20 protein-coding genes are annotated in these 22,725 nt (G+C 66.6%); 4 read left to right on the forward strand and 16 right to left on the reverse strand.

Annotated elements, in window-relative coordinates; all coding sequences use genetic code 11:
• Window positions 1–57: 57 nt before the first annotated feature.
• The 3 genes from D6T63_RS05145 to D6T63_RS05155 all read right to left on the reverse strand — a co-directional run bounded on the left by D6T63_RS05145 (window position 58) and on the right by D6T63_RS05155 (window position 3,864).
• Window positions 58–1,836 (reverse strand): DEAD/DEAH box helicase, encoded by a 1,779-nt coding sequence (locus D6T63_RS05145; protein ID WP_120147937.1) that lies wholly within the window; start codon window positions 1,834–1,836, stop codon window positions 58–60.
• Window positions 1,833–3,290 carry an MFS transporter gene (locus tag D6T63_RS05150; protein WP_182976875.1) on the reverse strand — a complete coding sequence of 486 codons (1,458 nt, stop codon included), beginning with the start codon at window positions 3,288–3,290 and terminating at the stop codon, window positions 1,833–1,835. Before D6T63_RS05150 ends, D6T63_RS05145 begins: the two co-directional genes overlap by 4 nt.
• A 271-nt stretch (window positions 3,291–3,561) precedes the next feature.
• Window positions 3,562–3,864: a DUF3039 domain-containing protein gene (locus tag D6T63_RS05155; protein WP_120147939.1), complete on the reverse strand. Its 303-nt coding sequence runs from the start codon at window positions 3,862–3,864 to the stop codon at window positions 3,562–3,564.
• Window positions 3,865–4,075: 211 nt separating this feature from the next.
• On the opposite strand from D6T63_RS05155, the gene D6T63_RS05160 reads away from it, so the two are divergent.
• Window positions 4,076–5,452, forward strand: a complete 1,377-nt coding sequence (locus D6T63_RS05160) for an HNH endonuclease (protein ID WP_120147940.1) — start codon at window positions 4,076–4,078, stop codon at window positions 5,450–5,452.
• Between the two features lie 147 nt (window positions 5,453–5,599).
• Here D6T63_RS05160 and D6T63_RS05165 read toward each other — a convergent pair whose 3' ends face one another.
• From D6T63_RS05165 to D6T63_RS05195, 7 genes are all read right to left on the reverse strand, one after another.
• Complete coding sequence (locus D6T63_RS05165; RefSeq protein WP_120147941.1) at window positions 5,600–6,091, reverse strand: PKD domain-containing protein; 492 nt, start codon at window positions 6,089–6,091, stop codon at window positions 5,600–5,602.
• A gap of 482 nt (window positions 6,092–6,573) precedes the next feature.
• Entirely contained in the window at window positions 6,574–7,002 is a 429-nt protein-coding gene (locus tag D6T63_RS19715) for a DUF6318 family protein (protein ID WP_120147942.1), read from the reverse strand.
• Window positions 7,003–7,487: 485 nt separating this feature from the next.
• On the reverse strand, window positions 7,488–9,053 hold the full coding sequence (locus tag D6T63_RS05175; RefSeq protein WP_120147943.1) for a transporter: 1,566 nt from the start codon (window positions 9,051–9,053) through the stop codon (window positions 7,488–7,490).
• The gene (locus tag D6T63_RS05180; protein WP_235830562.1) at window positions 9,035–9,844 is read right to left on the reverse strand and encodes an ABC transporter ATP-binding protein; all 810 of its coding nucleotides are present in this window, start codon (window positions 9,842–9,844) and stop codon (window positions 9,035–9,037) included. The genes D6T63_RS05175 and D6T63_RS05180 overlap by 19 nt, the downstream gene beginning before the upstream one ends.
• Before the next feature lie 91 nt (window positions 9,845–9,935).
• Window positions 9,936–11,048: an NADH:flavin oxidoreductase/NADH oxidase gene (locus tag D6T63_RS05185; protein ID WP_120147945.1), complete on the reverse strand. Its 1,113-nt coding sequence runs from the start codon at window positions 11,046–11,048 to the stop codon at window positions 9,936–9,938.
• Between the two features lie 38 nt (window positions 11,049–11,086).
• On the reverse strand, window positions 11,087–12,043 hold the full coding sequence (locus tag D6T63_RS05190) for a tetratricopeptide repeat protein (RefSeq protein WP_120147946.1): 957 nt from the start codon (window positions 12,041–12,043) through the stop codon (window positions 11,087–11,089).
• A gap of 62 nt (window positions 12,044–12,105) precedes the next feature.
• Window positions 12,106–13,878: a hypothetical protein gene (locus D6T63_RS05195; protein ID WP_120147947.1), complete on the reverse strand. Its 1,773-nt coding sequence runs from the start codon at window positions 13,876–13,878 to the stop codon at window positions 12,106–12,108.
• Window positions 13,879–14,157: 279 nt separating this feature from the next.
• On the opposite strand from D6T63_RS05195, the gene D6T63_RS05200 reads away from it, so the two are divergent.
• Window positions 14,158–15,474, forward strand: coding sequence for an AI-2E family transporter (locus D6T63_RS05200; protein WP_407923707.1), 1,317 nt, complete (start codon window positions 14,158–14,160; stop codon window positions 15,472–15,474).
• Between the two features lie 31 nt (window positions 15,475–15,505).
• Here D6T63_RS05200 and D6T63_RS05205 read toward each other — a convergent pair whose 3' ends face one another.
• The 3 genes from D6T63_RS05205 to D6T63_RS05215 form a co-directional block, all read right to left on the reverse strand.
• Window positions 15,506–16,303 (reverse strand): alpha/beta hydrolase, encoded by a 798-nt coding sequence (locus D6T63_RS05205; protein WP_120147948.1) that lies wholly within the window; start codon window positions 16,301–16,303, stop codon window positions 15,506–15,508.
• A 62-nt stretch (window positions 16,304–16,365) separates the two neighbouring features.
• On the reverse strand, window positions 16,366–16,689 hold the full coding sequence (locus tag D6T63_RS05210) for a hypothetical protein (RefSeq protein ID WP_120148060.1): 324 nt from the start codon (window positions 16,687–16,689) through the stop codon (window positions 16,366–16,368).
• Between the two features lie 132 nt (window positions 16,690–16,821).
• On the reverse strand, window positions 16,822–18,048 hold the full coding sequence (locus D6T63_RS05215) for a hypothetical protein (RefSeq protein ID WP_120147949.1): 1,227 nt from the start codon (window positions 18,046–18,048) through the stop codon (window positions 16,822–16,824).
• 383 nt (window positions 18,049–18,431) lie between these two features.
• On the opposite strand from D6T63_RS05215, the gene nucS reads away from it, so the two are divergent.
• Both nucS and D6T63_RS05225 read left to right on the forward strand, forming a co-directional pair.
• On the forward strand, window positions 18,432–19,127 hold the full coding sequence (gene nucS, locus D6T63_RS05220; RefSeq protein WP_120147950.1) for an endonuclease NucS: 696 nt from the start codon (window positions 18,432–18,434) through the stop codon (window positions 19,125–19,127).
• 52 nt (window positions 19,128–19,179) lie between these two features.
• On the forward strand, window positions 19,180–20,388 hold the full coding sequence (locus D6T63_RS05225; RefSeq protein ID WP_120147951.1) for an N-acetylglucosamine-6-phosphate deacetylase: 1,209 nt from the start codon (window positions 19,180–19,182) through the stop codon (window positions 20,386–20,388).
• A 54-nt stretch (window positions 20,389–20,442) separates the two neighbouring features.
• On the opposite strand, the gene D6T63_RS05230 is transcribed toward D6T63_RS05225, so the two are convergent.
• Genes D6T63_RS05230 through atpD form a run of 3 tightly spaced genes read right to left on the reverse strand, consistent with a single transcriptional unit; the run spans window position 20,443 to window position 22,647 of the window.
• Entirely contained in the window at window positions 20,443–20,874 is a 432-nt protein-coding gene (locus tag D6T63_RS05230; protein WP_120147952.1) for a DUF2550 domain-containing protein, read from the reverse strand.
• A 10-nt stretch (window positions 20,875–20,884) separates the two neighbouring features.
• Window positions 20,885–21,178, reverse strand: a complete 294-nt coding sequence (locus tag D6T63_RS05235) for a F0F1 ATP synthase subunit epsilon (protein WP_120147953.1) — start codon at window positions 21,176–21,178, stop codon at window positions 20,885–20,887.
• Window positions 21,179–21,183: 5 nt separating this feature from the next.
• Window positions 21,184–22,647: a F0F1 ATP synthase subunit beta gene (gene atpD / locus D6T63_RS05240; protein WP_120147954.1), complete on the reverse strand. Its 1,464-nt coding sequence runs from the start codon at window positions 22,645–22,647 to the stop codon at window positions 21,184–21,186.
• Between the last annotated feature and the right edge of the window lie 78 nt (window positions 22,648–22,725).

Below are 22,725 nucleotides of genomic sequence, written 5' to 3' on the forward strand. Positions count from 1 at the left end.
CACGGACACGGCCGGGCTGGTTCATTCAGCCCGGCCTGTCGTGTCCCTGGGCCCGTCCTACTTCTTGCCGATGAACCAGTCCTGAAGCTTCTGTAGCCGGCGCTGGAGCTGGTCCTCGTTGGCCTGGGCCACGGCGGGTCCGCCGCACTCGCGCCGCAGCTCCGTATGCACCTGACCGTGCGGCATACCCGTTCGCGCAGCCCACGCAGAGACATTCTTGGCGAGCTGGCCCCGCAGCTCCGTGAGCTGGCGGTGGTCCACGACGAGCGGATCCGCTGCCGGCGCCGCCGAACCCCTCGCCTTCCGGCGGGACTGCTGCTCGTGCTGGCGCTGGCGCAGCAGCTGGCCCACCTGATCGGCGTCGAGCAGTCCCGGGATGCCGAGGAAATCGAGCTCGTCCTCGCTCCCCATCTCGCCGCCGGTACCGAACTCGCCGCCGTCGAACAGGACGCGATCGAAGGATGCCTGCGACTCCAGCGCCTCGAACTTCTGCTTGGTCAGGGAGTCCGACGCCTTGTCCTCGCGGTTCGCCGCTTCCATCAGTCCATCGTCGAGACCGAAGCCCTCGTCGTCCTTCTCGGGCCGGTCGAGCGCGTGGTCGCGTTCGAGCTCGAGCTGGTTGGCCAGCGCCATGAGGATGGGCACTGACGGCAGGAAGATCGACGCCGTCTCCCCGCGCCGTCGGGCACGCACGTAGCGGCCCACGGCCTGCGCGAAATACAGCGGCGTGGCGGTCGAGGTCGCATAGACGCCGACGGCGAGGCGCGGAACGTCCACACCCTCGGAGACCATCCGGACGGCGACCATCCATCGCTTGTCGCTGTCGGAGAACTCCTCGATCTTCGAGGAGGCCTTGGCGTCGTCGGACAGGATGACCGTCGGGGACTCCCCCGTAATCCTCTTCAGCTGGCCGGCGTAGGCGCGGGCATCGTCGTGATCCGTCGCAATGACCAGGCCACCGGCGTCGTGCACGGTGCGGCGCACCTCGGTGAGGCGCTTGTCCGCGGCGGCGAGGACGGCGGGAATCCACTCCCCGGCAGGGTTCAGGGCGGTACGCCAGGCCTGCGCTGTGATGTCCTTGGTCACGGCGGCTTCGCCGAGGGACGCTGCCATCTCCTCGCCTGCACTGGTGCGCCAGCGCATCTGGCCCGAGTAGGCCATGAACATGACCGGACGGACCACGTGGTCACGGAGCGCCTGCCCGTAGCCGTAGGTGTAGTCGGCGCGCGACCGGCGGATGCCGTCCCGGTCCTCGACGTACTCGACGAACGGGATCGCGGCGGTGTCGGAGCGGAAGGGCGTTCCGGTGAGGGCGAGACGCCTGGCTGCGGGCTCGAACGCCTCCCGAATGCCGTCACCCCAGGAAAGGGCGTCCCCACCGTGGTGGATCTCGTCGAGGATGACCAGGGTGCGGGCAGCTTCCGTCTTCGCCCTGTGCAGCATCGGCTTGCTCGCGACCTGCGCATACGTCACAGCCACGCCGATGAAGGCGCCTCCGTGGCGACCGTCGGCGTTCTTGAAGTTCGGGTCGATGGCGAGGCCTACCCGCGCAGCGGCGTCAGCCCACTGGCGCTTAAGGTGGTCGGTCGGGGCGACGATGGTGATCCGGTTGACGATTCCGCGCTCCACGAGCTCGGTCGCGACGCGGAGGGCGAACGTCGTCTTGCCTGCACCAGGGGTTGCGACCGCGAGGAAGTCACTGGGTGATTCGTCGAAGTACTTCTTCAGGGCCTCGCTCTGCCACTGGCGTAGCTTGGGAGCCGTGCCCCAGGCCGCGCGCTCCGGGTATGCGGGGGGCAGGGCTCCGCCGGCACCGAACAGGGTGTCACTACTCACGCCAGGACAGTACCTTCCATTGACTTGCTGGGGGTCGAGCTTGGCCCGGCGTCCGAAGACCCGGCCCCTCTCAGACCCGAAACTATACCTGCTGCCGTGGACACCCACAGAGCCAGCCAGATGGCAACGAACGTGGGGACGTGTCCCGGATTGCCGTCGTCGTGCAGGAGTGCGAACAGCGCTCCGGCGCCGGCCGTTCCGACCACGCCGCCGAGCTGGTCGGAGATCTGCAGGGCCGCGGAATTGCGTCCCTGCTCGCTCTGCGCCGAGAGCTTCAGGACGAGGACCGACGTGCTGGAGAGCGTCATGCCCATGGCGAAGCCGGACAGTCCCCAGACGACGGCGAGCACCCAGAGCGGTGCCTCGAGGGCGGTTGCGAGGGCGAAGAGACCGAGGGACATGGACAGGATGGACGAGCCCGCGACGAGCAGCCATTGGCGGGCGAAGGTCACCCGTGCCTGGACGAACGATCCGGCGCTCCACCCGAGAGCGCCGGCGCTCAGGGTGAGCCCGGCGGTCCCCGGACTCAGGTCGCGGGAGCTCACCAGCATGAGCGGGATGAAGGCTTCGGTACCGAAGAACGCGATGTTCACGAGGCCGCGCGTTGCGATGATGCTCGGTAGACCGCGCGCGAGGACGAGGGTGCCCTTCGGCAGGAGCGCGGGCAATACCAGGAGGACGACGACGACGCCGGCTGCCGCGAGCAGTGTCAGGCCGGTGACGGTACCGGCGTCGGGTTTCTCCGTATCGGCGAGCCGGACGACAGCCCACTGCGCTGCGAAGACACCACCAGCGAGGGCGAACCCGCGCAGCGTGCGTGTCCGGGCCGAGCCAGTCTCGACCGACGCGATGGGTCCGAGCTTGCTGGTCTTCGGCCACACGATGAGAACTGCGGCGAGCACCACCGGAGCCACGCCGAGGAACACCCAGCGCCACCCGAACTGCTCGGTCACGAACCCCGCGACCACCGGCCCGATGAGCGCCGGCAGAACCCACGCCGCCGCGAGCCAGCCGAAGACGACGGGTTGCGCCCGCTGCGGAAAGGAACGGCCGATCACGACGTACACCGCCACGATCATGAACCCCCCGCCGAGCCCCGACACGGCCCGGCCGACTGTCACCAGCCAGAAATCCGGCGCGGCTCCTGCGGCGAGCAGTCCGAGGATCATGAGGGCCATCCCGACCGCGAGGGCCGGGCGGGGCCCCTTGCGGTCGCACCAGGAGCCGGCGACGACCGTGCCGAGCAGGGAGGCAGTCAGGTACATCGAGAACGCGAGGCCGTAGCTCGACTCCCCGGACAGCTCGCGCGCCACGGACGGCATCGCGGTAACCACGGCCATGGCCTCGAAGGCGGCACAGGTGATGATGGCCAGGATGCCGATGGTGAGCGGCCGCAACTCAGGAGACATCGCTCCGACGAGCGTATCGGACGTTCTACGTGTGGCCTTGCTCATGTCACCTGTTCTGCTGAGGGCGGGGCTGGGTGTTTGCGGGGCTGCGGCGTTGCGGACTGCTGAAGCCCCGCGTTGCTGAACCCGCGGCATTACGGACCGCTGAAGCGCCGGTGTTGCGAGCTGTGGCCTTGCCGGAGCCGCGGAAAAGTCGGCGGTGCCGCGCTGCTCCGCCCTTCGACGCGTCGGGCGGTGCGTCTTCTCCTGGTTAGCGCCCGGCCCGACGGCCGCTCGAGCTATCCAAGTCGCTCAGAATCCACCAGGGGGCGGGGTCCTAGTCCTTCGGCTTGTCGTCGCCACCTGGGCGAAGCCCGTTGTAAATTTCCTTGCACTCCGGGCACACAGGAAACTTTTCCGGGTCACGGCCCGGAGTCCATACCTTGCCGCAGAGGGCGATCACCGGTTCGCCGGTGAAGGCGGACTCCATGATCTTTTCCTTGCGAACATAGTGCGAGAAGCGTTCTGCGTCGCCGGGCTCGACCTCCTGACGGAGTTCCTCACGTTCGATGGTCGCCGTCGAGCGGCCAGTACCGGCATCGAGTGGATCGTTTGCGAAGGGATCAGGAGGCATAGTCATGGGCTCAGTCTATCGCTCGAGGCTGCGCTGGTCAGGTGGTGCTTGGAAGCGCTCCGATATGTTCTTCGGCACGACGGATATTGGTCTCTTCCCGGCGACTGATATTCGTCGAAACTCTCTTCCTAGATTTCGGTGATGATTACCTACCGCACAATTGAATGCACGTCGGCTAGTGGCCAGAATTGTCGGTGGCAGGGGAGATAATTGCGGTATGGCTACGAATTCGGAGGACTTGAAGAACCTCGAGCACATAACTGCTCGGATTACTTCCCTGAGCGCCGAAAAAGCACATATCGATGCAGAACTGGCGATCGCCACCGAACATATGCGGGTGCTCTTCGAGCATCGACTCCTGACCCACCTGTCCCAACCCACCACTCGATCCCCTTCGGGCCCTGTCATCAAGCGGCCCAGGACGAACCTCGCGGACACCACGACCGCCACGGAACTCGCCTGCCTGCTCCGGGTCTCCGAACGCACCGCCCACCGCCTCGTGCAACACGCGATGCTCCTGATCAACCATCACCAACCAACCCTCGTCGCCCTGCGTGCAGGAACCATCACGTGGGACCACACCACTGCACTGCTCCACGAATACGCGGGCCTGCCCCACACCACCGCGACACGTATGGAAGAAGCGCTCCTACCCGTCGCCCAGGTGACCACCGTGTCCCGCCTGTCGTACCGGGCCCGTCGCCTGCGCACCCGACTACACCCGACCGCACTTCAAGACCGCGCCCGCAGCGCCACCGAGAACCGGCGCATCGACGTCGAACCAGCCGACGACGCTATGGCCTGGCTTCACGCCTACCTCCCCGCCACCGACGCCGCAGCCATCGACGCCCGACTGACCCACACCGCCAGAGCCCTCCAAACGCCCCGCGAGCGACGAACCCTCCCCCAACTGCGCACCGACATCCTCACAGACCTCCTGCTCGAAGACCGCCCTTACCCCAGCGACGAGCAAGACCACCAACTATTGGACGGTCGCCTCGAGGCGAACCGCGCCTCATCACAGTCGGCAGCATCACGGTCGACGGCCCCGCCTGCCTCTTCAAGTTCCGGTAATTCTGGTGGTTCCTGTGGATCAACTGGCTCTGGTGGTCAGCGTGTGCGAGCCCATATCAACGTCACCGTGCCCGTCCTGACGCTGCTCGGCGTCGACGACGAACCCGCCGACCTCGAAGGCTACGGGCCCATTCCCGCCGACATCGCCCGACGCCTCGCCGCCCACGCCCCCTCCTTCACACGCATTCTCACCCACCCGGAAACCGGGACGGTCCTCAGCGTCGGCCGCACCTCCTACGCCGTTCCTGCCGACCTGAAGAAATGGTTACGCGTCCGCGACCAAACCTGCCGACACCCCGGCTGCACCACCCCGGCTTCACGCTGCGAACTCGACCACACCAGGCCCTGGTCCCACCACGGCACCACTTCCCACAACAACCTCGCCCACCTCTGCCGCAAACACCACATGCTCAAAAGCGAAGGCATTTGGCACTACGACCAACAATCCAACGGCACCCTTCAAGCACGCTCTCCCGCCGGCAACACCTACTACGACACCCCCAACCCCCTGAGCACCTGAACGCCGGCTCGCCGGATCGCCAAGCATTCAGCACCCACCAACGGCACAGCTGGCATCATGCGGATATGGGCATCAACCTTGGCGTGCACGGAAGGCAATACTCGAGGCGGTATGACCTGGTGGGACCAGTCCTGCGGGTGAGCGATATCAGCGGGTGGGGGCTTCGCAACCGATGCCGGTCGGGTTCTCGATGCAGTTCTCACTCACGCTGTGACCCTTGGTCCGCCAGATACTCATCAGGTGAGGCTCCGATATCACTGAGGCCTCACCGGCCACCGGCTGAAACGGACCTCCGTCAACCGAATAATCCCCCGCGAAGAACGTCGTCAATGTCAACGTGAAGTCACCCGTCTGCACATACTGATGACTGGTTGAAGTCTGCGTACTGAACGCAACCCCGTCTACCGGGCCGCCCGGCGTCGACGTCGTCGCAGTCGTACTATCCCCGTAGGACCATTCGTAGGACACCGGTCGTGCTTTGAGCACGATCATCGCGTCCTGAAACTCAAAGGTGAAATTCTGCTCTACGGCCTCGGCATAGATATTGGAATGCGCGTTCCTCAGGCCGAAATTCAGCGGCTGCGACACGACCGCCGCCGCCAGGACGGGCTGCTTCTGAAACTCCTCGATCGTGATCACAACCGGAGCCTCCGCCACGGCTGGAGTTGCCCCCTCAACAGGAGGCTCTGGTGGCAGACCGGGGTACATACACGACGACCGTCCGGTGGGAGTCTGAGACGCCGGCTGTACATTGCTATTCACTTCGATCCAATTCACCAAGACACCACCATCTTGAGCGTCACATTGCGCATTCATGGTGGGACAAGTAGCCGGCCTTAGTGCCTCACCAGTGCCAGCCGTGCAAGCACGCTCAAAGATGTAATCAACTTTGCTACTTTGCAGCAACTGTTCAGATGACACCGGCAATGAGACAGATGCGGGATCATCCTCCGACCCTTCTTTCGGTGCGGTCTCATCGAAGAATGTCGTGTCCTTCACCTTCGCGGTCGCCGTATCTCCATCAAATCTAATCGCGCTTTCGTCTGCGTGGGCCGGTGAAGTGGGGATCATGATAAGTAGGAGTAATACCGAAGAAAAAGAAATGAATCTGAATAAGGCCATCATTCAGTTCCCTCTGGGGCGCCAAAGTCGAGCATCACCCATCTACCCTCAAGATGCGCCGAAAAAATTGCCTTGAACGCGGGGGGTCCCTTCGCGACTTGCTCCGCAATCTGCCCACCCTTGAGGTAAATAGTTGACTCTCCCTGACCAACTTCCACGTTAGAGCCGATCGATCCTTGTGTATTCACGCGGAAATCAGTGACAAAATCTCCGACCTCGGAATCGGCCCCCGATACCCAACCATTCTCTGAGTAGATTTCTTTGACAGCAGTCGTCACGTTTGCGCAGGCCTCACACCGCGGATCGGTGACAGCCTCGAAAGGCACCCAATCATTCGTCTCGTAGCCATACGAGAAAAGCTCGAACCAGTACTTCGTAAACGCTTCCAGCCCCTCGGCCGAATTCTCGTCAGCGAGCGCTGGCTTCACAGGAACTGGAAGGTTGGCGGCGGGACCGGCTGAAGACGCAGGCGACGGCTCGGAACTGGCAGGGGCGGACGCGGAGGCTGACGCCGACGCGTCAGGGCCCGCCGGAGATGAGGACGACGACGGCTGACCAGCGGTTTGGATGGCGGCAGGATCAGGGTCACCCTGGCAGCCACTCAGGAGCACCATTGCAACTGCCGCACCTGCCACTACCGGAGTCACTCGTCCAAGACCAACCGATCGCATGAAGTACATGCAATTCCCCCATCACACTTGCCCGACACCCGGAACGGCCCAGCATAGCCGGGAGGTCGGATAGCGCTACGGGTTATGCACAGCGAAATTGCCATCAGATGGGAGGCTCGGCATTCGGGATACCACGAGCGTTCCGGAGTGGTCGGGAGCACCCTGTCGTTTCCAACTGGCACTCCACGCCGCTCGTCGCGGCTCCATGCGCACAAACGCGCGGGGCCCAACCAGCAGCCGGATCAACGGTTGGCCGAGACCGCGAGCAGCAACTCGGGCGCCCTTCGGTCGTACCAGCGACCACCCATCCGAATGCCGACCACGAGCAGGATTGCTCCCAGCGCCACCCCGACCAGCAACGCGAGCCAACCGAACAGCATGTTTCCTGTCACCAGATAGGCGATGGCGAGGACGATCTCGGGCAAGGCAAGGAGCAGCATCACCAACCACCCGATGAACTGCACGGCGAACATCGTGAAGTTCGTGCCCGGAGGAGTCTTGAAGGCACTCTCCCCTGGCAGTGGAACGTTATAGGTATAGCGGGCCGAGACGACGCTCGAGAGCCCGGCGCCAGTCAGCAGGAGTCCCAAGGACAGCCCCAGCATGGCCGGGGCATCTCCGATGCGGCCGGCGACCACCAGCGGCACCAGGGTGAACACCAGGGTGATCGGCAACGCGAACACCAGCAGCGCCGCGGCACGTCCGGACCGGTCGTCGCGCCCGCTCACTCCGGTGGACACGTGCAGGCTGAAGGCGGTGTTGTCGTAGGAGATGTCGGCGGAGATGGACCACGCCATGAGGAATGCCGTGATCGGGCCGAGGAAGGCGAACGCCCCTCCTGACGCGCCCCCGGAGAAGAACAACAGGACGGCGACGAACGGGATGATCACCAGCGAGGCGGAGTACCGCGGATCCCTGAACCAGTAGGTCAGGGCCCTGGCCGTCACGGCTCCTGCAGGCGTCGCCGGGAAGCGGCCCAGGAACCCGAGATTTCCACCCGCGCGCTTGGTGACCGCGTTGTAGGGCGGAGTGACGAGTGCATGGCTGAGGCTCCGGCTCCACAGCACGAGGAACAGCGCCAACGTCGCCACCCCTATCAGGAATCGGGCGACGGCGAGCCCGGCCTCGCCCGCTGCAACGTCGGCCGGAGCTGCCCAGAGGGCTCCGAGCGGAGTCCAGGCGAGGACGTCGGCCAACGAAGATGCGAAACCCGGCGAGTTCTGGAAACCCGCCGTCACTCCCCCGATGGTGGGGCCGAGGAAGATCAGGGGGATGAAGGCGATGATCCCGTTGACGTCCTTGAACCGCCGGGAACCGGTCATGGAGGACACCGCCGTCGTCACGAGCCTGGAGGCTACGACGCACAGCAGCACCGCGACCAGCCCGCACACGAGCGCCGTGAGCGCTGCCGCCGGATAGCGGATCCAGGTGAGCACCTGCGCCAGGCTCGCGATCAGGGTGACCACCCCGGGGATGCCGACCAGTCCGCCGAGCACCAGCCCTGCGAGAAGCTGGCGCATCGGGATGGCGAACGTCACGAAGCGCGCCGGGTCGAGCGTCATATCGATGCCGGTCGCCGCGATGGGGATGACGAGCCACCCGAGGACTGCCGCGGAGCCACCGATCACGAGGACCGTCCGGATGAACTCCACGTCGGCCGAGCCGAGCAGCACGAGACCGACGACGAGCAGGGAGAGGATTCCGAGGCCGTACAAACCGCCGAGGATCACGCCGACGAGTTGCGCGGTACTGCGCTTGAGCGAGTTACGCAGGAGGAGGAGCTTCAGTCTCAGGAGGTTCGCAACCACGACAGCCCGTCCGACGTATTGCGGCCACCGACAAGCTCCACGAAGCGGTCCTCCAGCGTCGCGTCACCCCGGACCTCGTCGACCGTCCCTGCGGCGAGCACAGTACCCGCGGCAATGACGGCGACGTGGTCGCACATGCGCTGGACGAGGTCCATCACGTGACTGGAGACGATCACCGACCCTCCGGACTGCACGTAATTCGCCAGGATGTCCCGGATGTTCGCTGCCGACACGGGATCCACGGATTCGAAGGGCTCATCGAGGACCAGCAGTTTCGGAGCGTGGATCAGGGCCGATGCGAGGGCGATCTTCTTCGTCATCCCGGCGGAGTAGTCGACCACCAGTGTGCCGGCGTCGTTCGTGAGGTCGAAAGCCCGCAGCAGGTCGCCGGTCCGCTCTGCGACCGTCTCACGGTCCATTCCGCGCAACAGCCCGGCGTACGTGACGAGTTGCTCGCCCGTGAGGCGATCGAACAGTCGGACGCCGTCGGGCAGGATGCCCATCAGCTTCTTCGCCTCGAGGGGCCGCGCCCACACATCGACGCCGTGCACGAGAGCCTGGCCGAAGTCCGGTCGAAGGAGGCCGGTCGCCATCGACAGTGTCGTGGTCTTGCCTGCGCCGTTGGGTCCCACCAGCCCGTAGAACGAACCCTGCGGAACCTCGAGGGTGACGCCGTTCACCGCGATCTTCTCGCCGAAACGCTTGGCGAGCCCACGGATGCTCAGCGCCGCGCTACCGGCCCTTGCTTCGGGGTTGTTCTCGTCGGACGGTAGTGGCACCGGAGAGCTCATGCGCCCACGCTAGCAACGGGCACGCGGGCTGCTCGTCATCCCAAAGGAGGAAAAGCCACCCGTAGGAGGAGAACGAGGAGGCGGATCCCGGTCAGAAACCGCCGGCGCGCTCGTACTGGGGTACAGGGACGAATTCATGTCCGAGCTCGTGGGCTGCCCGCATCCACCAGTGCGGGTCCCGAAGCGCGGCCCGGGCGATCAGCACGACGTCGGCACTCTCGTTCCGGATCACGGCGTCCGCCTGGTGCGGGTCGCTGATGAGCCCGACGGCGCCGGTCGGAACGCCCGAGGTCCGCACTTCCTCGGCCAGCGCGACCTGATAGCCCGGGCCGACCGGGATCGGAGCGGCCGGGACAGCGCCACCGGAGGAGACATCGACGAAGTCGACGCCCTCTTCCGCCGCGCACTTCGCGAGCCGCGCGGAGACCGCGCCGTCGATCCCGCCCTCCGTCCAGTCGGAGGCCGAGATCCTCAACAGGAGTGGCATTGTCTCCGGGATGACGCGCCGGACCTCGCGGATCACCTCGAGCGTCAGGCGGAAGCGGGATTCCTCCGAGCCGCCCCAGCCGTCCGTACGGGTGTTGACCAGCGGCGAGAGGAACTGGTGGAGCAGGTATCCATGGGCCGCATGGATCTCCATGGCGTCGAATCCGGCGTCGACGGCCAGTGCCGCAGCACGACCGAAATCGCGGATGACCCCGGCGATGTCCTCCTCGGTCATCGCCCGGGGTGCCACGTACTTGCCGAAGGCCTCCTCCGTCGGACCGAGGGTCTCCCAACCACCGTCCGAAGCGGGCACGGAGTTGTGCCGGCCGCTGAAGGGCCAGTAGGTCGACGCCTTCCGGCCGGCGTGGGCGAGCTGCACTGCCGTCTTCGTCCCGACGGCGCTGTGCTCGTGGACGAAGTCGTTGATGCGGCGCCACGCGTCGGCCTGTTCCTGCGTGTAGATGCCGGCGTCGAGGGGGCTGATCATCCCTTCGTGGCTGACGGCCGCCGCCTCGGTGATGATGAGCGCCGCGCCGCCGGTGGCGAACTGGCCGAGGTGCACGAGGTGCCAGTCGGTGGGCACACCCGCGGCCACGTCCGGGTCGCAGGAGTACTGGCACATGGCTGCCACCCATCCCCTGTGCGGGAGCTCGAGCGAACGGAGCGTGATCGGGTCGAAGAGACCGGGATTACCGGTCCGGGTGACTGCGGAGGTCATGTCGTCCTTCGATGGTGTCGGGCGGGGATGGACGTGGTCTAGAACAGGGCGCGGGCGAGCGCGCTCCTCGCCTTCGTCACGCGGGGGTCGGTGACGCCGACGACGTCGAACAGGTCGAGCAGTCGCCTGCGCGCCGCTTCCTTGTCCTCGCCGGCGGTGCGCCCGATGAACGCGATGATGCGGTTGAAGGCGTCCTCGACATGCCCGCCCGTGAGGTCGAGGTCGGCGACCATGAGCTGGGCGTCCAAGGCGTCGGGCTCGTCGGCTGCGCGCTGCCGCACGTCGTCGGCCCGGAGGTTCTGGACCCGCTCCAACAGTTCGACCTGCGCCAGACCTGCCTTCGCCTCAGCATCCGCGGGTTGCTCCATGAGCGCACGCCGATACGCGGCTGCGGCGGCTGCGTAGTCGCTCTTCTCGATGGCGTCGAAAGCCTCCTGGTGCAACGGCGGCAGAGGCGGCTCCTCCGCCTCTGCGGCGTCGGGCTGCGACCCGTCGTTGAGGCTGCCCGTGACGCCGTTGGCCTCGGCGACCTTCATGAGCTCGTCGAGATAGCCCAGGATCTGCTGCTCCGGAAGGACGCCCTCGAACAGCGGTACCGGCTGTCCTTTCACGACCGCGACGACGGTCGGTGCGCCCTGCGCCTGAAAGGCCTGCGCGATCTGAGGCTGTGCCTGGAGATCGACGTTCGCGAGCAGCATCCTGCCATCGGACGCCACGGTAGCGGCCTCGAGGACGGCCGTCACCTGGTTGGACTGCTCACTCCACGGGGCGCGGAGGTTCACGATGACGGGCACCTGGGACGAAAGCTGCACCAGCTGCGGGAAGGTCTGCTCCGTCACCTCGACGATGTAGGGGCTCTGTGCAGCAGGCGCCTGCCGTGCCGCTGCCGGTCGGGCAGCCGCTTCCGCGCGCGCCTTCAGAGCGGAGAGGTCCACCGCTCCCCGCAGGTTCATGCTCGACGGCGGGATACCGCCCCGTTGTGCTGGTGTGGACAATGCTCTGCCTTTCTCTGGCTGCTGCTGGTGGGTTGCCGGCCGACGGCGGCATGAAGCCTTGTTCAGCGCAGTGTGGCCGACAACAACTGCTGTGCGGCGCCGATGACCCGGATCTTATCGTCGCTCCCCGCGGGTGGTACATACATCATCACGGCTTCGCCGTAATTGACGTCGATGCCCTTCTCGCTGACATCCTTGCCCGTCAGGGACTGGTACACCGTCCCTTTCAGGTCGATGGTGTCCCCCGGGGACTTGGGCAGGCTGGTGTACGTGTGGGTGAGGTATCCGAAGACCATGGCGCCGCCGTCACCCGAGAGGAGGGCTTGTGTGCGGTCCTCCTCGGCTGCGTGGCTGAAGGTGATGGTGGCGGCCTCGTTGCCCTGGTTGGCGACGACGCCGGCCTGGAACTCGGTGATCGCCTCGGCGAAGGAATTCTCCTCGAACGTCTCCTTGTTGGCACCGGAGGGCTTGGTGAGGAAATCCGCGATGGAGGCCACGGCCGCCTGCGGGGCAGTGGCGAGCGTTCCGGCTTCCTCGAGCGGCACCGGGCCGGTAGCGCCGGGCGCTGGAGCGGACGGGAAGGTGCTTCCCGGCAGCATCTGCACCGCTGACGTCAGCCTGTAGTTGTCGCGGGGCGTCTCCTGGACCAGCAGGAGCGCCTGCGGTACGGGGTTCTGCTCGCCCTGTGTCAGCGCCACGATGGTTCGCGGCCATTCCGGACCGGTCGGGACCATCTCCAGCATCAAGGGTGCATCGGCAACCGGCGCGGGCGCGGCTGCCTTCGCGTCCTTCGCACCGACGGCGTAGGACCCCGAGCGGAGATCGAGCGCGGCGCCGGCGACCCGAGGTGCCAGGCGCTTGGCATCGGAGGCGGCGTCGGCGTCGGCAACGGTCGAGGCGACGGACCCGAGGATGCGCTCGAGCTGGCTCTCGAGGACGACTGGCGGGCCACTCGCCTCACTGCCTGCGGACGGCGCGCCGGTGGCGGCCGAGGTCGGCGTCGCGGTGGAAGAGGAAGATGGGGATGCCGTGGACGAGACGGAGGGCGACGGCGACGTCGTCGCCATTCCCGGTGCAATCCCTAGCAGGGATCCGGCACCGATCAGTCCGGTCACCACGACGACGGCGGTGGGCGTGGCGATGGAGGACGCAGCCCCCGTCCCGCCGTCCTGCGCCTGCCTGCGTGCATAGGCGCGGGTTCCCTGGGCAGGTTCGTCCCGGCTACCGGGACTGCCACTGTTCCCCCGGGCGCGGGGGGTGATGAACAGGAGTGCGATTCCGAGCACCACGACGAGGGCGCCACCGATGATGAGGGGCAGCGCGAAGGGGGTTGACTGGTCGTTCGGGCGCGTCACGGACACGTCGGTCGGAGCCGGCGCCTTCCCGTCCGCCGCCAGCAGGATGGACCAGTCCCCCTCGACGGGCTCGCTCCACCGGTAGGTGAGCGTGCCGTCCCCCGGCTCCTCGCTGACCCAGAGATCACTTCCGCTGGGGTCGGGCACGGAGTCCTCACCGTCGACGCGCTCGCTGGACAACGCGTCCTCGCTGATACCGGTCACGCTGAGATGCGCGGCATCCCCCACCCATGCCTCGACGTCGGAAGCCCGTCCGACGGCGAGGGTGAAGGGCCCTTCGGCAGTCACCGTCACCTCGACCGAGCCGCCCTCGGAACCACGGGCACCCGGCTCGATCACCGTGAGGGGCGCGGACTGCGCACCCTGCGCAACACTCGCCGTCACCGTTTCCGCCGGCGCCCAGATGGTCCGCTGCCCGATGCCGAGAAGCATCAGCAGGAGCCCTGCCACGATGATCGGTACTGCTGTCTTAACGCGCACTGATTGCCTATCGTCGTCCGTTTACGGCGGACCGCGTGGCCCCTTCCGCTCTGGTGGTCCGGCATGCCGCTCGGAAGTCCACGCAGGAATAGTCACTCAATGGTAACGAAGTTCCTACCGTTCGATCGGCCCTGAGCGGCGCCCGCCCGCACCACCGTCGGCCGGTCCTGCCGGGGCGCGGAACGCCCCGCGTCAAGAACCTCGCCCGCATGCCCTGACTGTTAGGGTTTCGCTAGACCCGCGGTAGACGCACCGCTCACGTGAAAGCAGAGCTCTTCGTTGACAGACCACCAGGACCTCCCGCTCGATCAGCCGCTTCCTCGGCCTGACGGGGCCGGAACCAGCGACAACGGCCTGTCCGCAGCTGATCGGTCCGTCATCGTGACACCGCCGCCGTCGACACTCCGGAGCCTTTTCTCGCTCGCCCGCAGGTCGCTCCCCTCGGCACAGCCACGGCCGCGCTTCGAGTTCCCGGAGCTGGAGCCCCTTCCCATCGCCGTCGACCCTGGCGTCTCCCTGTCGGACGAACGCCTCAAGTTCGGTGGAGTCAGAGCGCCCAGTATGCAAACCCACCCCATACATTTCGGCTTCATGATGAGCGTCGGCGTCGGCCTTGCGCTGCTCGCCTTCTTTATCATCACCAACGTCGGTCAACTCCTGGTCTGGATCGGTGCCGCACTCTTCATCGCCCTCGGCCTCGACCCGATCGTCCGGTGGCTCGAGACCAAGCGCGTACCGCGCCCTGCAGGAATCGCGGTCTCCCTGCTGGTGCTCGTGGGCATCGTCGTCGGCTTCTTCGCGCTGCTGATCCCGACCATCGTCAGCCAGACGTCCCAGATCATCGACCGTGCACCGGAATATGCCGACGACTTCCTGAACTCCGAGTTCTTCACGACCGTGGACCAGCAGTTCCAGGTCCGGGAGCGCGTGAGCAGCGAGATCGACGGATTCCTTGCCAACAGCTCGGCCGTCGGCGGTATCTTCGGAGGGGTACTTGGCGTCGGGACGGTCATCGTCAACGGACTCTTCGGGGCCCTGGTGATCCTGGTGCTGGCGCTCTACTTCCTCGCGTCGCTGCCGTCCATGAAGAAGTGGGCTTACCGGCTCGCCCCGCGATCACGCCGCCCGCGCGTCGAGGTCCTGTCCGAGGAGATCACCCGCAGCGTCGGCATGTACGTCATCGGGCAGGCCTGCGTCGCCCTGTTGAACGGCACCTTCGCCTTCATCGTGATGTCGTTCGCCGACGTACCGTTCTCCGTGCTGCTGGCGTTCGTGGTCGCCCTGCTGGCCTTCATCCCGCTGGTCGGCGGAACCATCGCCGCAGTCCTGGTCACCCTGATCTCCCTCACCGTGGGATGGCACACGGCTCTGCTGTTCGCCATTCCGTACATCGCATACCTGCAGTTCGAGGCGTACTTCATCTCGCCCCGCATCATGCAGCGGGCCGTAGCGGTCCCCGGAGCGGTAGCGGTCATCGCCGTGATCGCGGGCGGAAGCCTCCTGGGCGTCCTCGGCGCACTGATCGCCATCCCGACGGCGGCAGCCGTGATGCTGCTGCTCAAGGAAGTCTTCATCGCGCGTCAGGACAGCCAGTAGGCCGCGTTCAAGCTGTCGGCGGCATTTCCGCCTACGGGGCTGTAGCCGCCGGACCCTCCCACATGGTGGGCAGTGGTGACACCGGGGTGGGCAGCACGACGTCGGCGATCTCGTTGAGGGCGCGCGCGGCGTACTTCTCCCCCACCCAGAGGTGCTTCGCACCCTCCACGGGAACGACCTCCGCCTGCGGCACGGCCGCGAAGCGCTCAGATGCTTCCGGGGGCTTCAGGTAGTCGTCGTGTTCAGGAACGAGGACCTTCAACGGCAGGCCCGCTGCCGCCCAGGCGGCGAGGTCGTCATCCCCCGCCCGGTGCAGTGGCGGCGAGAGCAGGATGGCCCCCTCGATGAACTCCGCCACCGGGTCCCGCGCACCGTACTTGAGGCACAGCTCGGTGCCGAAGGACCAGCCCACGAGCCAGATGTTGTGCAGCCCCTGCGCCACGGCCCAGTCCACTGCGGCCTGCAGGTCCAGTCGCTCGCCGTCGCCGCCGTCGAAGGCACCCTCGCTGCAGCCCCGCGGCGAGCAGGTGCCGCGCGTGTTGAACCGCAGGACGGCGATGTCGGCGAGGGCCGGGAGCCGGAAGGAGGCCTTCCTGTACACGTGGGAGTCCATGAATCCGCCGTGCGTCGGCAGGGGATGAAGCGTCACGAGCGTGGCCTGCGGTGCCCGACCGCCCGCGGGTGCGGCGAACTCTCCCACCAGCGTCAGCCCGTCCGCCGTGTGCAGCTCGATGTTCCGACGATCCGCGGGAAGCACCGTCGACGCGCGGATCTCGACTGCCTCGTGGCTGGTCCTGAAGGTGTACTCGGGGGTGTCGCGGCTGGCCATCCGACCAGTCTAGGTGGGTCTGCCGGCCTCCGAGGCGGCCCCTCGGGCTTGCGGGAAGAGGCTCAGTAACGGAAGCTCCGCGTCTGCCAGCACCGCACATGCCAGTGCCTCCGGTCAGCCAGCGCTGCCTCGGGACCGAACAGCGAGTCCTCGCGCCACACCACCAGGTGCGCGATCCCGGGCAGGATGAACGAGTTGCAGCCGGGGCACGTATACGTCTTCGCCGCGTTCCGCTCGGTGATGCGCCTGACGGACCACTCGCCGTCGGGCGCGGTCTCCCGCAGGGGCAGCCCTACACGGGACCGCTCGAGGTCCTCCCCTGGCGGCGCAGCCCACTTGGGCCGTGAGGAACCGCGGGGACGGTTCGGGCGGTTGGAACGGGGCACCGTCACAGTCTGCCCGACCGGGGGCTGTCCGTGGAAACGGGTCGGGGCCTCCGTCGGAACGTGCTGCCACGCAGAAGGCCTCCCCCGGTACGAACCCGCACCGGCGGAGGCCAGTTTCGTGCTGTCTGCCTGCTAGCAGCGGCTGGCCCGCTGCTCTGCGGTGGCGGGGTTGTTGTAGCAGGTGTCACCGGTTCCGCGGGCACTCGTCGTCACGATCGGATCCCCGGGCGCCCTGGTTGGGATCACGACCGGGTCCAAGGTTTCACGGGTCACGGTGACCTCGGGATTAGCCGGGGTCGTTACATTCTGCACGTCGTCCGGGGCGGCAGCTTCCGTGACGGTTACCTCAGGGTCGGCGGGTGCGCAGAGCGTATCCACCAGGTCCTCACCGGGGAACGTTTCGTTGGTGATCACCGGCTCGCCGGCCTCTTGGAAGGTCGTCACCAACGGGGCAAGGGCCGTGTCATTGACGACTATCCGCGGGTTGGCGGCAATGGGGAATACCACCAGCACCAGCGGGGCTGTCGTGTTGAGCTCGTACCGGTATGTGGTCACCGTGGTCGTCGCGGTCCTCGTCCGCGGAACGGTCACCGTGCGCGTCTGTGTCGTCGCCTGCGTCGTGGTCCTGGTGAACGAAGTGGGCTGCGTGGTCGTCACGCAGGATTCCTGCTGCTGGCTGGAGGTGGACACCTCGGTCACCGGCGTGGTCGTCGTAGTGACGGTCTCCCGCGGCTGAGTCGTCGTGGTGACGCGCTCCTGCGGGGTGGTGACGGTGGTGATCACGGTCGTCGGCGTCGTGGTGGTCGTCACGACGGTCCGCTCACACCGCTCGACGGGCTTGGCACCCTTGTCATTGTTGACACGTTGGCAGTTCCGCGTGCCGGGTGCATCGGTGCTGGTCGGTGTCCCGCGCTCGGTGCGGGTGGTCGTCACGGGCGTGCCGGCAACGACCACCGGGACCGCCGTGGACTCCCCGGCATCAATCTCTTCGGAGCTGACCGAGGGGGTACCAGGACGCTCGGTCTCCACCACGACAGGATCTCCGACATCACGGGTCTCCGTCTCCGTCGTCGCATCAACCAATGGTGCGGGCGACTCGACGACTATCGGAGAGCCGAAAGGCACCGCATCGCTGTACGTCGTCTCGGGTACGCCGGCCACGGTGACCGGTAAAGTCCTCGTGGTGACGACGCACCGGTCCCCGCCCTGTGTAGCCGCTTCCGTATAGACACCGCCGGCCGCGAGGCACGTGTGCGCCCGGGTGTGGGTGGCGTTCGCTGCCGGAGCGAGCGGTCCGACCGCACCGCCGACGAGCAGCCCGACGGCGGCGAGACTTGTGATGTACCTGCGTGATTTCATGGGGGGATTCCTGCCTCGCAACGCTGCGGGTAGTCGAATCTGCGTATGGAAGTGGCCGTGCGGGGTTGGGTTTGGGGGGAGGGCAATCTGTTGACACTGTAGGGATTGCCGCCGGGAGGCATGTCTGGGGTGGCCCAATATTGTTTGCCTTGGTCAAGTGTCGGTGCGTACTTCAGGCTCGGCAACACTCGTGTTTTCCAAAGCCGACCAAGTAGTGGCTGCTCCGGCAGACCCCGAACCGCCCGCTGTCGAGATCCTGAGGACCCCGCAGGAGTCCGGACCCGGCCCAGCGGGCCCCTAGAATGGACAGGTCCGACCGCCGGCGGATCGACCATCCGTGACCGCGGCCGGGCATCCACCCGCAGTAGATCCGAAGGTTGATTGTGCGTCTTGTCATAGCCCGCTGCTCCGTCGACTACATCGGCCGCCTCCGCGCGCATCTCCCCCTTGCCACCCGGCTGCTCATGGTGAAGTCCGATGGTTCCGTCCTGGTGCACTCCGACGGCGGCTCCTACAAGCCCCTGAACTGGATGAGTCCGCCCGCCACACTGCGCCTGACCCCGCCCGACGACGCCGACCGCGCCGAGGGCATCACCGAGGTCTGGACGGTGCAGCACGGCAAGAGCGACGACAAGCTCGTCATCAACATCCGCGAGCAGTTCCATGATTCCTCGCACGATCTCGGGGTCGACCCAGGGCTCGTCAAGGACGGCGTCGAAGCAGATCTGCAGCGCCTCCTCGCCGAGCAGATCGAGCTCCTCGGGGCCGGTTACACCCTCATCCGCCGTGAGTACATGACGGCCATCGGGCCCGTGGACATCCTCGCCCGTGATGCCGAGGGGCGGACGGTGGCCATCGAGCTGAAGCGCCGCGGCGACATCGACGGCGTCGAGCAGCTCACCCGTTACCTCGAGCTGCTCAACCGCGACCCGATCATGTCGCCGGTGCGGGGGGTCTTCGCGGCGCAGCAGATCAAGCCGCAGGCACGCGTGCTGGCCATCGATCGGGGCATCGACTGCCTGACCCTGGACTACGACGCGATGCGCGGGGTCGACGACAGCGCCTCCCGCCTCTTCTAGCGGTCCCGTCCTCCGCCGGAGGGCCGGAACCACGACGGCCTAGAATCGGACCATGGCCCTCTCCAGCGGAACGCCCACTGCCCTGTCCGGACGACTGGTGACCGACGCCGGCATCATCGAGGACGGCGTGCTGCACTGGGACGGCACCCGCATCACCGCGGCCGGCCCGGACACCGGGGACATCGTCGGAGGGAACCTGCCCGAGGGCTACCTCATCCTCCCCGGGCTCATCGACCTCCACTGCCACGGTGCGGGAGGGGGCGACTTCACCTCGGGTTCAGCCACCGATATCGAGACGGCTGCGGCACACCTCCACCGGAGCGGCTCGACGACGGTCCTGGCCAGTACCTGCTCGGCACCCCTCGAGGACCTCGAGGCCGCCTTCGGCCGCCTGTCCGAGGCCGCAGAAGCCGGACTGGTGGCAGGCATCCACGCGGAGGGTCCCTTCCTGTCGAAGGATCGCAACGGAGCCCATGACCCCGCTTTCCTGCTCCTGCCGACGCAGGAGGACGTCGCGCGGCTCGTAGCCGCCGGGCGCGGGCACCTGGCCTCGATGACGTATGCCCCCGAACTCCCCGGGAGCGACGTCCTCGTGTACGAGCTGGTGATGCACGGTGTCATCCCGTCGATAGGCCATACGGACAGCTCCACGGAGGGAACGGCAGCCGCCCTGGACCTCATCAACGAGGAGCTGGCGTCCACCGGGTTCGCCGGCTTCAGCGGCAGGCCCACGGCGACCCACCTCTTCAACGCGATGCCCGTGATCCACCACCGCTCGCCCGGGCCGGTGCCGTTGCTGCTGCAGCGCGCCCGCGCCGGCGAGATCGCCGTCGAACTCATCGCGGACAACGTGCACCTCCACCCGGAGACGGTGCGGATGGCGTTCACGATCGCAGGGTCGGAGAACATCTGCCTGGTCAGCGATTCGACGTCGGCGACGGGCTGCACCTCCGGGACCTACCGGTTGGGACGCAGCGAGGTGACCGTCGTCGGCGACTCGGCCGTACTCATGGCGACCGGAGCCCTGGCCGGCGGTGCGGGCAGCCTCCTCGACGTCGTCCGGTGCTCGGTCCAGGCCGGTGTGGGCATCGTCGACGCCGTTCGCTCCGCCACATCGGTCCCGGCGAGCGTCCTGGGACTCGCGGACGAAGTGGGGAGCCTGCGCAGCGGCCTCCGGGCCGATGCGCTGGTGGTGTCCGAGGACCTCGAGCTGAAAGGCGTCCTCCGCAGTGGAACCTGGATCCGGCCCCTGGAGCTCTGACATCCCCTGGCTTTTCAGCACAACGGTAGAGGAATCAGCGCCACGGTAGAGGAATCAGCGCCACGTCCCGATGCCGATGACCGGACCCGCCTCGATCCATGAGGAGAGGCCCGCGTAGACGTCGTACTTCATCGCCAGATCGAAGGGCTCGCCCTCATAGGCCAACTGCACGACGATGGCTCCGGGCTGGATGCGGACACGCTCCGCCTCCGTGGGAGACCGCCAACCCTCGACCTCGAGGGAACTGCGCAGGAAACGGAATCTGGGGATGGGGCTCAAGGACAGGAGACTGAGCCATTCCAGGTTCTTGTCCGTATAACGACAAACCCCCACCCGCCATCCCTTCGGAGGGAGGCGGATGGAGGCGTCGAAGGTGCCGAGGGCACGGTTCAGCTGATACCGGCGGAGGAGGAATGCGCCGATCACGAGCACGAGTAGTCCGAAGATGACCGCGAGGCTGATGAACGTCACACCCAGTACCTCCATGCTCAGGACCCTAGGCGGATTCCGGGGTCACCGAGCCGCCGACCTTGGCGTTGTCCGCCACGATCACCACGCGGTTGGAATCGACCGAGAAGAATCCTCCGTCCACGCCCACGACCAGGCGCTCGCCGCTGACCGGCACCACCGAGAGCTCACCGGCTTCGAGGATCGCAAGGATCGGCGCGTGGCCGGGAAGGATCCCGATCTGGCCGTTGGCGGTCCGAGCATTGACCACGCGCGCCGCGCCCGACCACACGAAGTGGTCGGCCGCGACGATTTCGACTTGGAGTTCGCCCTGTGTCGCCATCGGCGCTACTTACCGGTCTGCTCTTGGATCTTGGCCCACTGGCGCTCGACGTCGTCGAGGCCGCCGATGTTGAAGAACGCCTGCTCCGCGATGTGGTCGAGGTCGCCGTTGCAGATCGCCGAGAAGCCCTCGATGGTGTCCTTGATGGAGACCGTCGACCCTTCGACGCCGGTGAACTGCTTGGCGGTGTAGGTGTTCTGCGAGAGGAACTGCTGGATACGGCGCGCACGCGCGACGATGACCTTGTCCTCTTCGCTGAGCTCGTCGATGCCGAGGATGGCGATGATGTCCTGCAGTTCCTTGTTCTTCTGCAGGATCTGCTTCACGCGGACGGCCGTGTTGTAGTGATCGTTGCCGATGTACTGGGGGGCCAGGATGCGCGAGGTCGAGGCGAGCGGGTCCACGGCCGGGTACAGGCCACGGGACGCGATCTCGCGTGAGAGCTCGGTGGTCGCATCGAGGTGCGCGAAGGTGGTTGCCGGAGCCGGATCGGTGTAGTCGTCAGCAGGCACGTAGATGGCCTGCATGGACGTGATCGAGTGGCCCTTCGTCGAGGTGATGCGCTCCTGGAGGAGGCCCATCTCGTCGGCGAGGTTCGGCTGGTAGCCCACGGCGGACGGCATGCGGCCCAGCAGGGTCGACACCTCGGAACCCGCCTGGGTGAAACGGAAGATGTTGTCGATGAAGAGCAGGACGTCCTGGTTCTGCACATCGCGGAAGTACTCCGCCATGGTCAGGGCCGAGAGCGCCACGCGAAGACGCGTTCCTGGCGGCTCGTCCATTTGGCCGAACACGAGGGCCGTGTCCTTGAGAACGCCGGCCTCCTCCATCTCGACCCAGAGGTCGTTGCCCTCACGGGTACGCTCACCGACACCGGCGAACACCGAGGTGCCGCCGAAGTTACGGGCGACACGCGTGATCATTTCCTGGATGAGGACGGTCTTGCCGACACCGGCGCCACCGAACAGACCGATCTTCCCACCCTTGATGTAGGGGGTCAGCAGGTCGATGACCTTGATGCCGGTTTCGAGCATCTCCGTGGAGCCCTCGAGGGAGGCGAAGCTGGGGGCCTTGCGGTGGATGGGCCACCGCTCGGTGATCTGTAGCTCGGACTCGTCGACGTCGAGCGGCTTGCCGAGGACGTTGAAGATGTGGCCCTTGACCCCGTCACCGACGGGGACGGAGATGGCCGATCCGGTGTCCTGCACCACGGTGCCGCGGACGAGACCGTCCGTGGCCTGCAGCGAGATCGCCCGTACGAGGTTGTCGCCCAGGTGCTGCGAGGTCTCGAAGGTGATCAGGCGGGTTACACCGTTGAGGGTGACCTCGGTGGTGAGGGCGTTGTACATTGCGGGGATTGCGTCGGCCGGGAACTCGACGTCGACAACCGGGCCGATGACACGTGCAATACGGCCGGTGGCGCCGGGGGCAACTGAGTCCGTACCGTGTTCAACAGTCTGGGCAGTCATCTCTCTCACTTCATTTACGTAGATGGCGTGGAAACAAGTCTAGCTGTGCACCCGGCGCCCGCGAGGACCCGGATGAGG

The sequence above is a fragment of the Arthrobacter cheniae genome (assembly GCF_003602275.1).
GTDB classification, from domain to species: domain Bacteria; phylum Actinomycetota; class Actinomycetes; order Actinomycetales; family Micrococcaceae; genus Arthrobacter_D; species Arthrobacter_D cheniae.